Annotated in this window: 12 protein-coding genes; 6 read left to right on the plus strand and 6 right to left on the minus strand. The window is 62.8% G+C overall.

The features are described 5' to 3' along the window. Positions 1–106: 106 nt before the first annotated feature. A complete protein-coding gene (locus tag MA04_RS19090) occupies positions 107–1,003 on the minus strand; it encodes an ATP-binding protein (protein ID WP_262462224.1) in 897 nt (298 codons plus the stop codon). A 179-nt stretch (positions 1,004–1,182) separates the two neighbouring features. Between MA04_RS19090 and MA04_RS19095 the strand changes: the two genes are divergently transcribed. Beyond that, positions 1,183–1,545: a DUF6694 family lipoprotein gene (locus MA04_RS19095; RefSeq protein WP_262462225.1), complete on the plus strand. Its 363-nt coding sequence runs from the start codon at positions 1,183–1,185 to the stop codon at positions 1,543–1,545. On the opposite strand, the gene MA04_RS19100 is transcribed toward MA04_RS19095, so the two are convergent. From MA04_RS19100 to MA04_RS19115, 4 genes are read right to left on the minus strand one after another with little or no spacing between them, the layout of a single operon-like run. After that, positions 1,519–2,175: a glutathione S-transferase family protein gene (locus MA04_RS19100; protein WP_163123221.1), complete on the minus strand. Its 657-nt coding sequence runs from the start codon at positions 2,173–2,175 to the stop codon at positions 1,519–1,521. The two genes, MA04_RS19095 and MA04_RS19100, sit on opposite strands and share 27 nt — an antisense overlap. Next, entirely contained in the window at positions 2,172–3,347 is a 1,176-nt protein-coding gene (locus MA04_RS19105) for a CaiB/BaiF CoA transferase family protein (protein WP_163123224.1), read from the minus strand. Before MA04_RS19105 ends, MA04_RS19100 begins: the two co-directional genes overlap by 4 nt. 25 nt (positions 3,348–3,372) lie before the next feature. After that, positions 3,373–4,161 carry an enoyl-CoA hydratase-related protein gene (locus tag MA04_RS19110; RefSeq protein WP_163123227.1) on the minus strand — a complete coding sequence of 263 codons (789 nt, stop codon included), beginning with the start codon at positions 4,159–4,161 and terminating at the stop codon, positions 3,373–3,375. Positions 4,162–4,197: 36 nt separating this feature from the next. Next, positions 4,198–5,739 carry an acetyl-CoA acetyltransferase gene (locus MA04_RS19115; protein WP_262462229.1) on the minus strand — a complete coding sequence of 514 codons (1,542 nt, stop codon included), beginning with the start codon at positions 5,737–5,739 and terminating at the stop codon, positions 4,198–4,200. Positions 5,740–6,023: 284 nt separating this feature from the next. On the opposite strand from MA04_RS19115, the gene MA04_RS19120 reads away from it, so the two are divergent. From MA04_RS19120 to MA04_RS19140, 5 genes are all read left to right on the plus strand, one after another. Continuing rightward, positions 6,024–7,436 carry a sigma-54 interaction domain-containing protein gene (locus MA04_RS19120; RefSeq protein ID WP_262462231.1) on the plus strand — a complete coding sequence of 471 codons (1,413 nt, stop codon included), beginning with the start codon at positions 6,024–6,026 and terminating at the stop codon, positions 7,434–7,436. Between the two features lie 220 nt (positions 7,437–7,656). Beyond that, on the plus strand, positions 7,657–8,757 hold the full coding sequence (locus MA04_RS19125) for a TRAP transporter substrate-binding protein (RefSeq protein ID WP_262462232.1): 1,101 nt from the start codon (positions 7,657–7,659) through the stop codon (positions 8,755–8,757). Between the two features lie 94 nt (positions 8,758–8,851). After that, on the plus strand, positions 8,852–9,451 hold the full coding sequence (locus MA04_RS19130; RefSeq protein ID WP_163123236.1) for a TRAP transporter small permease subunit: 600 nt from the start codon (positions 8,852–8,854) through the stop codon (positions 9,449–9,451). A gap of 18 nt (positions 9,452–9,469) precedes the next feature. Next, positions 9,470–10,840, plus strand: coding sequence for a TRAP transporter large permease (locus MA04_RS19135; protein ID WP_063142337.1), 1,371 nt, complete (start codon positions 9,470–9,472; stop codon positions 10,838–10,840). A gap of 148 nt (positions 10,841–10,988) precedes the next feature. Beyond that, positions 10,989–12,977: an acetoacetate--CoA ligase gene (locus MA04_RS19140; RefSeq protein WP_262462235.1), complete on the plus strand. Its 1,989-nt coding sequence runs from the start codon at positions 10,989–10,991 to the stop codon at positions 12,975–12,977. A 22-nt stretch (positions 12,978–12,999) separates the two neighbouring features. Here the strand turns inward: MA04_RS19140 and MA04_RS19145 are convergent, their stop codons facing one another. Beyond that, positions 13,000–13,914 (minus strand): LysR family transcriptional regulator, encoded by a 915-nt coding sequence (locus MA04_RS19145; RefSeq protein ID WP_262462236.1) that lies wholly within the window; start codon positions 13,912–13,914, stop codon positions 13,000–13,002. Positions 13,915–14,008: the final 94 nt, after the last annotated feature.

The raw sequence follows: 14,008 nt of genomic DNA on the forward strand, positions 1-14,008 counted from the left end.
TTGCGGGGCACCATAGAATCTCCCACAGCGGTTTCCGGGGCACGTGGAGAGCCGATAAAATTGGTCGGCCACCAGTGGCTCGTGAGCCGCGATTTCGCGCGCCGAATCAGCTCCGCCGGCCGGCCTGATCGCGGGCGAACTGCCAGGCGATACGTCCGGAACGGGCGCCGCGGGTGCGGGACCACAGCACTGCTTCGTCGCGTAAAGCGGCCGCTTCCCCGTCACTGAATCCAAAATAGCGCAGCCATTGGTCCACGGCGCGCAGATAGTCGTCCTGGGTAAAGGGGTAGAAACTCAGCCATAGCCCGAACCGCTCGGACAGCGACACTTTTTCCTCGGTGGTGTCGCCGGGATGAATCTCACCGTTCTCGCCGGGGCGGGCCTCCAGATTCTCGCTCATCTTCTCCGGCAGCAAATGACGCCGGTTGGACGTGGCGTAAATCAGCATGTTGGCGGCGGCACCGGTCAGCGAACCGTCCAGGGCGGTCTTCAGTGCCTTGTAACCGCCTTCACCTTCCTCGAAGGAAAGATCATCGCAAAACAGAATGAAGCGTTCCGGGCGCTGACGGATCAGGGCCACCACCTGGCGCAGATCGGCGAGATCTTCCTTGTCGATTTCGATCAGGCGGAGGCCTTCATCGTGGAACGCCTGCAGGCAGGCCTTCACCAGTGACGACTTGCCGGTACCCCGGGCGCCGGTGAGCAGGACATTGTTGGCGGGCCGGCCGGCGACGAACTGCCGGGTGTTGCGTTCAATCGCCTGCCGTTGGCGGTCCACGTTGCGCAGATCATCGAAGCGGATCAGCGCGGGATTCTCGATCGGCACCAGGCGGCCGCCACCGAACGGTCCCTGACGCCGTTCCCAGCGATAGGCCGGCGCGTCTTCGGGAAAGGACACTGCAGCGGTGCCGGTGGCGGTCTCCAACGCGTGGGCGATGCGTTCGAGCTGACGATGCAAAGCGGTGAGCAGCGCCTCGTTGGACGAGGGTGAATCCTGAGACATGGTGACTCCGTCAATGGGGATAGGATGAAACTCCTATGATGGCGCGGGCCGGTATCCGCCTGTTACCTGAAAACCGCCTAATACTAGCGCGAATACGACAGACAAACCTCCCCGCCGGCGCTATTCTGAACCGGTTCGACAACCGTGCAGAATCACTCAGGAAAACGCCAAGGAACAAGATGTCGATCTGGAAACTGCCCGCTGCTCTGATCATGGTGGCGATGGTAACGGGCTGTGGCCCGTCCGATAACCCGTCCGCGGATGCGGCCTCCGACCAAGCCATCACCACCAATGACGCCGCCACGGATAATCAGGCCGGCTCTTCCGGCCATAACGCGCCGGTGTTGGACATCGGCACCGAGGAATCCCTGCAACAGTCCCTGGGCCAGGTGCGTTCGTCACTGCCGGAAGACCAGCGTATCGAATTCGACCAGTCGGTGAAGCTGATTATGGATGTGGAGCCGCAACGATTGCATGGCATGACCGCCGAGCAGGTGCTGGCGGCCGGGCGCGAACTACACCAGCGGATCAACGGCGGTTGAGGACGGCTGATGCTGGTCCTGGGAACGCTGTGCCCGCAGGTAGGCCGGCTCCTGCTGTGCCCGCTGCCAATAGGCACTGACCCGTGGCGGGAAGTATTGGGACAGGTCGAGTCGTTGGGCCAGTAACAGGGCATAGGCCACGGAAATGTCGGCGGCGGTGAAGCGGCCGGCGCACAGCCATTCGCGGTCGCTCAAGGCCCGCTCCACGCCTTTCAGGCGCGACAGGAACCAGCGCGTATAATCCTCCGCCACTCGCGGCAGCCGCCGTTCTTCCGCTTCCAGTTGGGTGTAACGCAGTACCAGTGTCTGCGGGAAGGTCAGCGTGGCCTCACCAAAGTACAGCCAGTTGATCCAGGCGCCGTATTCGGGATGGTCCGCCGGCAGTGCCAGTGACGAATCGGGTCCGTAGCGGCTCACCAGATAATGAACGATGCCCGAGGATTCGGTCATGCGCGTGTCGCCGTCCACCAGCAGGGGAATGGTGCCGAGCGGATTTTCCTGCAAATAATCCGGGCATTCGATGCGCGGCGGGAACGGCATCATGTTCAGCTGGTAGGGCAATTCAAGGGCTTCCAGGGCCCACAGGCAGCGGAACGAGCGGGCGTTGTGACAGTGGTAAAGCGTGATCATCGACGAGACTCCGTGATGTTGTATTCGGCCAGCACTTCATCGGTGTGCTGGCCCAGTTGCGGTGCCGGCCGGGCCGGCTGTGGTGCCCGCGCACTGAAACGGGTGGGCAGCGGCATTTCCACGTAATCCCCTTCGCTGGGGTGGTGGCGGCGCTGGAACAGGCCGGTGGCCCACAAGTGCTGGTCTTCCAGAACGCGATCAAAGGGACACACCGGCATGGCCGGAATCGATGCCGTCCGGCACAGTGTCATCCATTCAGCGGTGGTTTTTTGTGGCGTGCGTTGCGCCATTTCCTTGTAGAGCAGGGAGATGTTGGCGCGGCGCTCGGGCTGGCTGCTGAACTCCGGCCGTTCGGTGAGTTCCGGACAGCCGAGCAGATCGAGCAGGGTCAGCCAGCAGTGATCGTTGTGGGGGACGATACTGATGTGGCCGTCAGCGGTGGGGAAAGGATTGCGGTGCGGGTCCAGTTGCCGGAAATAGCCGGCTTCCTCGCTGGTGGGCGGCTGAAACGTCTGGCCGAATAAATGTTCCTGGAACAGAAACTGGGTGAAGGTCTCGAACATGGGGATCTCCACCTGTTGGCCTTCGCCGCTGCGCAGCCGGTGCACCACCGCCGCCAGTACCGCCTGGCTGGCGTACAAGGCCCCCACCTTGTCGGCGATTACCGAAGGCACATAGCGGGGCTGGCCGCCATCGCCGTCATAGCGGCCGACCAGATCGGTCATGCCGCTGGCAGCCTGGATCACGTCATCGTAAGCCTGCAAGCCGGCATAGGGGCCGCCGGAGCCGAAGCCGACACAGTGGGCATAAATAATGTCCGGGCGCAGCGCTTTGATGCTGGCATAGTCGAAGCCAAGGCGGGCGATGGCATCGGCGCGCACGTTGTGAATGAAGACATCGGCGTCGCCCAGCAGGGCCGCCAGTGCACGCCGGCCCTGCTCCTGTTTCAGATCCAGCACCACCGACCGTTTGCCGCGATTGGTGGTCACGAACGCCGGCCCCATGCCCGGTGTTTTCGCCGGATCGCCGGCGATGCGCATGAGATCTCCGGCGGGCGCCTCCACCTTGATCACGTCGGCGCCGAGATCGGCGAGCATCTGTGTGCAATAAGGGCCGAAGATCATCGTCGTCATGTCGATGATGCGTACGCCCTCGAGCATGCTCTGGGACATGATGAATCTCCCGCGGGATGAGCGATCAGCGGCCGGTCCAGACCGGTTCCCGTTTCTCGATGAAAGCGCGCGGACCTTCCTGGTAGTCCTCGGTGGTCACCAGGTACTCACGGGCTTTGTCGCCAGCGGCGATCAGCGCGGCCTCGTCCAGGTCATGGGTAAGGCGGGCGATGACCAGACTTTCCTGCACCGCGATCGGCGCATTGGCGGCGATGGTTTCGGCCAGTTCCCGGGCGGTGTCCAGAACCTGGTCCGCTTCCACCAGCCGGTTTACCAGGCCGAAGTCGTAGGCGCGCCGAGCGTCCAGGGTGTTGCCGGTGGCGATCAGTTCCAGGGCAATGGCACGGGGCAGATTGCGGGGCAGGCGATAGAGGCCGCCGGCCAGCGCCACCAGCCCGCGTTTCACCTCCGGCAAACCGAACGCCACCTTGGGGGACGCCACACGCAGGTCGCAGGTCAAAGCGATTTCCAGACCGCCGGCCAGGGCCAGCCCATTGAGCGCGGCGATCCATACCTTGCGGCGCGGTGAATGAACAAAACCGGCGAAACCGCCTTCCTTGGTAACCAGCCGATGGGCGTTGCCGGCGGAGATTTCCTTGAGATCGGCGCCGGCGCAGAACACCTTGTCGCCGCTGCCTTGCAGAATCACGGCGCGGATGTCGTTGTCCGCTTCGGTGGTTTTGACCGCGGCTTCCAGTCCCTGGGCCACGTCGCCGTTGACGGCGTTGCGGGCTTGCGGCCGATTGAGAGTGACCAGGGCAATATGATCGCCCAGGCGTTCCAGGGTTACGGCGTTATTGGTGTTATCCGTCATGTGCGCGTTTCTCATCCAGGTATTTGGGGTTGGCTGCTACACGGCTTCTTTGGTGTTGGCCGTCCGCTGTGTGGTCACGCGGAAGTGCAGAAGGTCGTCTTCTCCCGGCATGGCCTCGCCGGCCAGGCCGATGGGGCTGTTCTCGGGGTCGAGCAGGGCGTTCAGGCTGGTGCGGTCGGAGCCGGGAACACGTGCCATCAAGCGCTCGCCGGTCGGCGTCAGTGCCAGCACCACGGCGTAGTCCACCTCGCCGGCACGATTGAACAGCGCGGTGAACGTCTCCAGCGTGGCCGGTCCCTGATAGTGTTCCCGCAGCGGCGGCACCGGTCCGCGGCGGGCATCGGCTTGCGCCTGCACGCTGTAGTCCTCGGCCAGTGGTGCCGGTGGCGGCCGGTTGGAAAGCACCACGGCATGGTGTTTGGTGACGTATTCACCCTGGCCATAGAGCAGCCCCTCGCCCGGGGCGCTGTCGCGCAGGCGGCGCACCATGGCGGCGGCGGCGTGGGTCATGTAGTTGTTCATCGGCGCGCCGAAGAAGCTCAAGCCGCCAGTCACGCTGGGCTCGAAATGCTCGTCCAGGCCGAGAGTGCGGCGGGCCATTTTGGGCACGCAGGGAAAGCAGCTGTACAACTCCAGATGGCGGAAGCCGCCGACGTCGCCGCCGGCCCACTGCAGCGCGGTTTCCAGCACGGTGTCCTGGGCGTGGGAGCGGTGGAACTGATCCCGTTGCAGATAATCCTCCGGCTCCACCGCCGCCGCTCCGCCCCAAAGGTGGATCCAGCGCTCCTCGGGAATCCCCATTTCCCTGGCCACGGCGGCGCTGGTCAGCAACAGGGCGGCGCCCTGATTGACCATCGGATTGGCCACCTGCCACTTGGTGTAGGGCCAGGCCACCGCCCGGTTTTCCGCTGTCGGGGTGATGATCTCCTCGGCGCTCGGCGTGCGCTCGGACCAGGTATAGGGATTGTCCGCCGCGATGCGGGCCATTCGCGCCCACAGTCGGCCGGATTCCTCCATGGCCGCGCGGGGCGTCTGGCCATAGCGGTGAGGCAGGGCGTTTTCGTAGAACGGATACACCGTTGGCGGCATCAGAATGCCGTGTTTGAGCGACAGCGGATGCAGAATGTCCTTGCCGCGCCGCACCTTCGGCGCCGGATCGCGCGGGGGCCAGGGCAGATCCAGATTCTGTTTCGCCGCCCGTTCCGTGGTGTGCCGGGATTCGGCGCCGACCACCGCCGCTACCCGGCATTCACCCCGTGCGATGGCCAGGGCGGCCTGATGGAGGTAGTGCAACGGCGATTCCCCGCCCATGGGACCGAGTACCACCCGTTGTGGGCGGTGTCCCAGCCGTTGGCAGAGCTGCTCCTCGGTATCGGGGTAGGGCCAGGACAACTGGTAGACGATATCCACTGAATCAAGCTGATCCAGCAGGGGCGCGCCACTGTCCTGTTCGGCCTGGCGCAAAGCGTGTTCCATCAATGCCATTGGCTCGAGTCCCCGCTCCAGATGTCGGGGGCGATCAAGCACTTCACCCACGCCCACAAGGACGGGAAGACAGCGCGGGTCGGGACTGCTCATGTAGAATCCTTTGTTTCGATATAAAAAATCGCCGGGAGCGATTTTCGATGTGGCTTGGGCGACAGCCCCAGCAAATCCATCCTTGAGTGTTCCTCAGTGAGGATTGGGGATATTCGTCGATTCAGACGAAATTGCACCAAACCGGACCTTTCATCCGGCGGCGTCCGATTGTGCCGGCGTTTACCCTGTTCACGCCGCCCCCCTATACTTTCCGCAATCCCACCTCCCGCGGCCCCGCGATGGCGTGGGCCTATCCATGAGACCCTGTCTCCGGCGGTACTTGCATGACACAGCTGTTCAGCAAAAACGATAAGAGCGGGCTGACCCGAGACCTGATCGAAGCTCTGTTTCCCATGTTCGAGCAAGCCAGCGCGGGGGGCATCGCGGTGGACCGGCAGGCGCGGATTACCTGGATCAACGCCAGCTACGCCTCGCTGCTGGGGATCGAGGATCCGACGGCGGTGATCGGTGAACCGGTACGCCGGGTGATTCCCATGACGCGCATGCCGGAGGTGGTGGAAACCGGCCGCCCCCTGCTGCTGGACATCATGGAATACGAATCCCAGCAACTGGTGGTGACGCGACTGCCTTACTTTGACGACAGCGGCAAGGTCATGGGCGCGGTGGCGTTCGTGCTGTACGACGACCTGCAGCCGTTGACGCCGCTGGTCAGCAAGTACCGCCGTTTGCACCAGGATCTGGTGGCGGCCCGCAAGGCGCTGGCGAGGAAAAATCGCGGTACGCGTTACAGCCTGGGGGATTTCGTCGGCGCCAGCCCGGCGGCCCTCGAGGTCAAGCGTCGGGCCCGGCTGGCGGCGGGGCGGGATATGCCGGTGCTGTTGCTGGGGGAAACCGGTACCGGAAAGGAAGTGCTGGCCCAGGCCATCCACGCTCTGTCGCGGCGGGCGGACCGTCCCTTCGTCGGCGTCAATGTGGCGGCGATACCGGAAAATCTGCTGGAGGCGGAATTCTTCGGCGTGGCGCCGGGCGCCTACACCGGCGCAGACCGGCGTACCCGGGACGGCAAATTCCAATTGGCCAATGGCGGCACCCTGTTTCTGGATGAAGTGGGCGACATGCCGCTGGCTCTGCAAGCCAAGCTGTTGCGGGCGTTACAGGAAGGGGAGATCGAACCGCTGGGCTCCAACAAGGTGGCCCAGGTGGACGTGCGGGTAATCGCCGCCACCAGCCGTAATCTGGAAACCATGATGGAAGAGGGCCGCTTTCGTTCGGATCTCTATTACCGGCTCAATGTGCTGGAGATCACCATCCCGCCCCTGCGGGAACGCCTGCCGGATCTGGGCGTGCTGTGTGAAGCGATTCTGGAGGATATCGGGGCCGGTCTGGAGCTGCGTGCCGAGATCACCGATGCCGCCGTGTCGGCCCTCAGCAGTTATGACTGGCCCGGTAATGTCCGCGAGTTGCGTAATGTGCTCGAACGGGGCCTGACCATGGGGGAGGAAACCGGCCTGCTGGACGCCGACGCCATCTTCAAGGTGTTGCCGCGCAAAAGCGGACGCCTGCAACCGGTGGGGGCGGCGCAACCGACCCGTCCGCTGGCCCAGGTGCTGGCGGAGGCGGAACTCCAGGCCATCGAAGCCGCGCTGGTGGCCAGTCGGGGTAACCGCTCCCGTGCGGCGCGGATACTGGGGATCTCCCGTTCCGCCCTGTATGAAAAGCTGAATAAGCTGTCCTGATTCCAAGACAGGTGTCCATTTTTTAGGACAAATTCGTTAGACCTTTGTCTAAATCTGTTCTGAATTCCGGACACTTTTATGAAAAGGAATCACCGGAAAACTCATACCTCTTTGTTTTTAAAGGGTTTTCTGGTCTGGCACGGTGCCTGCTAGTTGGTGTGCGCAGAAGGTGGGAACAACCACCCCGACAATCGCACAACAACAAAGAAGGATTCTCTTCATGTCGCTCAAGCAACAGCTCTCGAATCTCGGGCGCGGTGCCACTTTCGCCGCTCTTTTTTCCGCCACGGTGATGTCCGCCAGTCTGATCAGCGGTCAGGCCGTGGCGGAAGAGAAAATACGCTGGCAGGTACCGCTGGCGTTCCCTTCCCACCTGGTCGGCCTGACCACCCCGATCAAACATCTCTCGGACAACCTGAAAGCGATTTCCGGCGGCGATATTCAACTGCGTTACTACGAGCCCGGCGAACTGGTGCCGCCGTTTGAAATCATGGACGCCGTCAGTGAGGGCAAGTACCCGGCGGGCTACACCTGGGTCGGCTACGATCAGGGCACCATTCCGGCTCTGCCACTGTACTCGGGCGCCCCGTTCAACATGGAGCCGCCCGCCTATCTGGCCTGGTACTACGAAGGTGATGGCAAGGCGCTGTTGGAGGAGATCTACGACGAGCGCAACATCCACCCGATGCTGTGCAGCATCATCGGCCCCGAGGGCGCGGGCTGGTTCGCCAAGCCGATCAGTGAACTCAAGGACATCGAGGGGCTGCGGATCCGTTTCGCCGGTATCGGCGGCAAGGTGCTGGAAGAACTGGGCGCCTCCGTCACCATGATCCCCGGCGGCGAGCTGTATCAGTCCCTGGAGCGCAAGACCATCGACGCCACCGAGTTCTCCCAGCCCGCCATCGACAAGATGCTGGGCCTGGATCAGATCATCAAGAACTACGTGATGCCGGGCTGGCACCAGACCCTCACCACTTCTCATCTGCTGGTGAACAAGGAAGCCTGGAACAAGCTCAAGCCGGAAAGCCGCGCCTTGATCGAAATGGGCTGCGAGTCCGCTGTTCTCAAGGGATTTGCCCAGAGCGAATGGGCACAGCCCACCGCCCTGCGGGAATACCAGAAGGAAGGCGTCACCGCCCAGACCCTGCCGGAACCGGTGTTGCGTGAATTGGAGAAGGTCACCAACAAGGTGCTCGATGACATGGCCGCCAAGGACGCCATGTTCAAGCGTGTGCTCACCAGTCAGCGTGAGTTCATGAAGCATCACGCCATCTGGCACAGCAAAGGGTATCTGCCGCGGGATTTCTATCAGTACGACTGATCCGACAGTACGACTGACCCGAACCGGATAACCCCCGGGGCAGGCACCGTCCGGTGCCTGCTGATGTCATTTGCTTTCCGATGCAGAGGTGACCGTGACTAACAAGCCTGTTTCCCTTGATGCGGCGGCCGATGCCTTGCCGTACAACCGGCTGTCCTGGTGGCTGGACCGGCTGGTGGCCGGAGTCGGGCGCTGGTGCTCCTGGCTCTGGCTGGCGGTTCTGGCGGTGGTGTTGAGCAATGTGTTCAGCCGTTTCGTGATGAACGAAGGCTCCATCGCTCTGGAAGAGCTGTCCTGGCACTTTTTCGGCGCCGCCATGATGTTGACCCTGGGCTACGCCGTGGTCCGGGACGACCACGTCAGAGTGGATGTACTGCGGGAAAAATTTTCTCTGAAAGCTCAGGCGTGGATCGAACTGGTGGCCATCGTATTGCTGGCCTTGCCGATCCTTTATCTGATGATCGATGCCTTGGTGCCCTACGCCTACAAGGCCTACACCTTCAGCGAACGCTCCCAGGCTCCCAGCGGGCTGCCGCACCGGTTCATTTTCAAAAGTGTGTTGCCACTGGGGCTGATGCTGGTGGCCGTGGCGTTGTTCTCCCGGGGACTGCGCTGCGCCACTTTCCTGTTCCGTTTTCCTCGTGAAATCCAGCCCGGCACGGATGAGCGCGACGGCGCTCATCCCCACCCCTGATCAAGAGGCATCACTATTATGGGTCTGGAAGAAACTCTGGTTATCGCCATGTTCGCCAGTTTCATGGGGCTGCTGTTGTTGGGCTTTCCCGTGGCCTGGGCGCTGGCGGGCGTGGGGCTCTTATTCGCCGTTATTGGCAGTGTATTGATTCAGTATTTCGACGCCGATCTCTGGTTCACCTGGGCCGGTACCATCGGTGTTCTGGATGCCCGCATTTACGGCATCGTGGCCAATGAATTGATGGTGGCGCTGCCGCTTTTCATCTTCATGGGCATCATGCTGGACCGCTCCGGGATCGCCGAGAAATTGATGCACAGTCTGGTGCGGGTGCTCGGGCCGCTGCGTGGCGGCTACGCGATCACCGTGGTGGTGGTCGGTATTCTGCTGGCGGCGTCCACCGGCATCGTTGGCGCCTCCGTGGTGTTACTGGGCATGTTATCGCTGGGGCCGATGATGCAGGCCCAGTACAACAAACCGCTGGCGGTGGGCACCGCCTGTTCGGTGGGAACCCTGGGCATTCTGGTGCCGCCGAGCATCATGCTGGTGTTGATGGCGGATCGGTTGGGCACCTCCGAGGCCTCCGTTGGCAAACTGTTCATGGGAGCCCTGATCCCCGGCATGATGCTGGGAGCGATGTACATTCTCTACATCGTTATCGCCTCCTGGTTGAAAAAAGATCTGGCTCCGGCACCGAAGCATCATGACCGTCTGGACGGACGGGCGGTATGGGATCTGTTCTTGTCGGTGGTACCGCCGCTGGCGCTGATCATCGCCGTATTGGGTTCCATCTTTTTCGGCATCGCCACCACCACGGAGGCGTCCGGCGTGGGCGCGGCGGGGGCCTTGTTGATGGCGCTGCTTAGCCGGCGTCTGAATATGACGGTGCTCAAGGACGCGCTTTATCAAACCAGCCGTACCACGGCGTTTATTTTCGGTATTTTCATCGGCGCCACGGTGTTCGCGGCAGTGCTGCGCGGATTGGGCGGCGATGACGTGATTCGCGCGGCGATCACCGGTTTGCCGTTCGGTACCACCGGCATTCTGCTGACCATTCTGCTGGTCACCTTCCTGCTCGGTTTTTTTCTGGACTGGGTGGAGATCACCTTGATCATTCTGCCGCTGGTGGCGCCGGTGGTGTTCTCCCTCGGCGTGGAACCGGTGTGGTTCGCGATTCTGTTCGCGCTGTGTTTGCAGACCTCGTTTTTGACACCGCCGGTGGGATTCGCGCTGTTTTATATCAAGGGCGTGTGTCCGCCGGAGATCACCACACGGCACATCTATCTGGGCGTGTTGCCGTTTATTGCCCTGCAGTTGTTGGGGCTGGCCCTGGTGTTCTGGTTCGAGCCTCTGGCCACCTGGTTGCCCAATGAAATCTACGGAGGGCCTTAGGGTGCCTCTGAAACATACCCCGTCATCCCGGGGGTGGCCCGTACGTCATCCCGGGCTTGACCCGGGATCTCTCTCCGTAGGGCGCGTGGCTCCGTGGAAGGAGATGCCGGATCGAGTCCGGCATGACGTTTTTTAAGAGGAGAAATGAATGAGCAACATGGCAGCTTCCCCCGTGCTCTGGTCCCCTTCGGCGGACACCCTGGCCAATTGCCAGATGGGACGTTTCAAGACCTGGCTGGAGACGCGGGGATTCGGCCCCTTCGCCGATTATCACGCTTTGCACCAGTGGTCGATCGAGGAGATGGAGCTGTTCTGGCAACAGCTGTGGGACTATTGCGGACTGATCCACGAGGTTCCCGCCGAGCGGGTGCTGGGCGGACGCGGCATGCCCGGCGCCGAATGGTTTCCCGGCATGCGAATGAACTTCGCCGCCAACCTGTTGCGTCTGGCGGAGGGGGAACACGCCGACCGGGAAGCGGTGGTGGCCTATTGTGAAACCCGGCCGGTGCTGCGCAAAAGTTATACGCAACTGAAGGCGGACGTGGGGGCTTTGGAAGCTTTTCTTCGTGCCCGGGGCATCGTTCGGGGGGACCGCGTCGCCGCAGTGGTGACCAACGGTTACGAGGCGTTGGTGGGCATGTTGGCGGCCACTAGCCTGGGCGCCATCTGGAGTTCCGCATCCCCGGACTTTGGCACAGGCGCCATTCTGGATCGCTTTGGCCAGATCGAACCCGCCGCTTTGATCGTGGTGAACGGTTACGGCTACGGTGGCAAGGTGTTCGCCCGCCAGGAAGACTTCGCCGGGCTGATCGAGGGATTGCCGAGCCTGCGTTGCGTGGTGAGTGTCCAGCAGCTGCCGGATCAGCCAGCGGTGACCGGCGATCTGGTCACGCCCTGGCCGGAAGCGCTGGCGGAAGGCGAGGGCCAGGCGCCCTCTTTCACGCCGTTGCCGCCGGATCATCCGGTGTACATTCTCTATTCCTCCGGTACCACCGGTAAGCCCAAGTGCATCGTCCACGGCGCCGCCGGGTTACTGGTCAATCACGCCAAGGAGTTGATGCTGCATGGCGATGTCGGGCCGACGGACCGTTTTCTCTACTTCACCACCTGCGGTTGGATGATGTGGAACTGGCAGGCTTCGGCTTTGCTCACCGGCGCCGCCGTGATCACCGTGGACGGTTCGCCCGGTTACCCGGAGCTGGACATGTTGTGGCGCCTGGTGGCGGACGAGAAGGTGACTCACTTCGGCACCAGCGCGCGCTTCCTGGCGGGATGCCGCAAGGCCGGCCTGACACCGGCGAGGACCCTGGAACTGTCCGCTCTGCGGGTGTTGTTCTCCACCGGATCGCCGTTGCTGCCGGAGGATTACGACTGGGTTTATGCCGATGGTGCTCCGAACGTGCTGCTGGGCTCCATTGCCGGCGGCACCGATATTTGCGGCTGTTTTGTCGGCGCCACGCCGCTTTTGCCGGTGCGCCGGGGCGAGATTCAATGCCGCTTCCTGGGCGTGGACGCGGTGACGTATGGGGAGCACGGCGAGCCAGTCAGCGAAGGCCGGGGTGAGTTGGTATGCCGCCAGCCGCTGCCGTCCATGCCGGTGGCGTTCTGGGGCGACCCTCGGGGTGAGCGTTACCGTGCCGCCTATTTCGAAACCTTCCCCGGAGTCTGGGCCCACGGCGATTTCATTCACTTCACCGAACACGGCGGCGCGGTGATCCATGGCCGCTCCGATGCCACTTTGAATCCCGGCGGCGTACGCATTGGCACCGCGGAAATCTATCGTCAAGTGGAAACCGAGGTGTCGGTCAAGGACAGCCTGGTGGTGGGCCGCCAGATCGACGGCGATGTGGAAGTGGTGTTGCTGGTGGTGGCGAATGACGGCGGCGACCTGAGCGAAGAACTGATTCAACGTCTGCGGACGAGAATCCGCGAAGGCGCGAGCCCCCGCCACGTTCCCAGGCATGTTATCGCCGTGCCGGATATCCCCTATACCCGCAGTGGCAAGAAGGTGGAGCTGGCGGTGGCCGGGCTGCTCAACGGTGCTGCCCGTAGCGATAACCGCGATGCCCTGGCCAACCCCGAGGCGCTGGATCGGATCCGTGACCGCCTGCGTCAGGCGAACCTGTTGCACGGTTAGCGGATCGCGCCGCCGCGGGCCGCTACGGCGGATGACGCTCCAGGCCGGGAAGGTGGCGCAGCGTTTGCTCCAGCCAATCGACGAAGGCGCGGACCTTGGACGAGCGGTGTCGGTGGTGTGCGTACACCACCGACACCGGGCTCGGCGCCGGCCGGTAGTCCGCCAGCACTTCCACCAATTCGCCGTCGTCGAGATGGGGGCGAACGGAGTACAGCGGCACTTGCACCAGACCGAAGCCGGCCAGGGCGGCACTGATGTAAGCCTCGGAATTGTCCACGGTAAGGCGGCCGTCGGGCAGGCATTCGTGAACCTGTCCGTGCTCGGTGTATTCCCAGGGCAATGGCCGGCCGGTGCGGCCGGAGTGATAGTTGATAACCTGGTGGTGGGATAGGTCCTTTGGCGTTACTGGTGTGCCATGCCGGGCCAAATAATCGGGCGAGGCACAACTGATCTCGGTGAAGTAACCCAGACGCCGGGCCACCAGACTGGAGTCCGGTAACTCACCAACGCGCAGCGCGCAATCCACGCCTTCCTGGATCAGATCCACCAGCCGGTCGTTGATGCCCAACTCCAGATGAATATCCGGATAACGTTCACAAAACGCCATCAGCCGGGGCAGGATCACCAGCCGTGCCGGTCGGCCCGGCAGGTTGACTCGTAGCCGTCCGGAGGGCCGGTGGCCGTCCGTAAACAGGGCCTCGGTGTCCGCCAGTTCCTCCAGCAGATGAAGGCAGCGTTCGTAATAGGCGCCGCCGTCCAGAGTCAGGGACACCCGCCGGGTGGTGCGGTGCAGCAGCCGCACACCAAGATGATCTTCCAGTTGCCGCACCGCGGTGCTCACCGTGGCCTTGGGCAGTGACAGGGTTTCCGCGGCCCGGGTGAAATTACCGGCATCCACCACCCGGACAAAGATTTCCATGGCGCGCAGACGATCCATAGGGCCACAACTACTGTTCAGAAATCGTGAACAGAGTTAACCACGAATGCCGGTTTATCGACCACTACCTGAACGAACACACTGTGCCGGTCTG

This window comes from Alloalcanivorax balearicus MACL04 (assembly GCF_025532145.1).
GTDB classification, from domain to species: domain Bacteria; phylum Pseudomonadota; class Gammaproteobacteria; order Pseudomonadales; family Alcanivoracaceae; genus Alloalcanivorax; species Alloalcanivorax balearicus.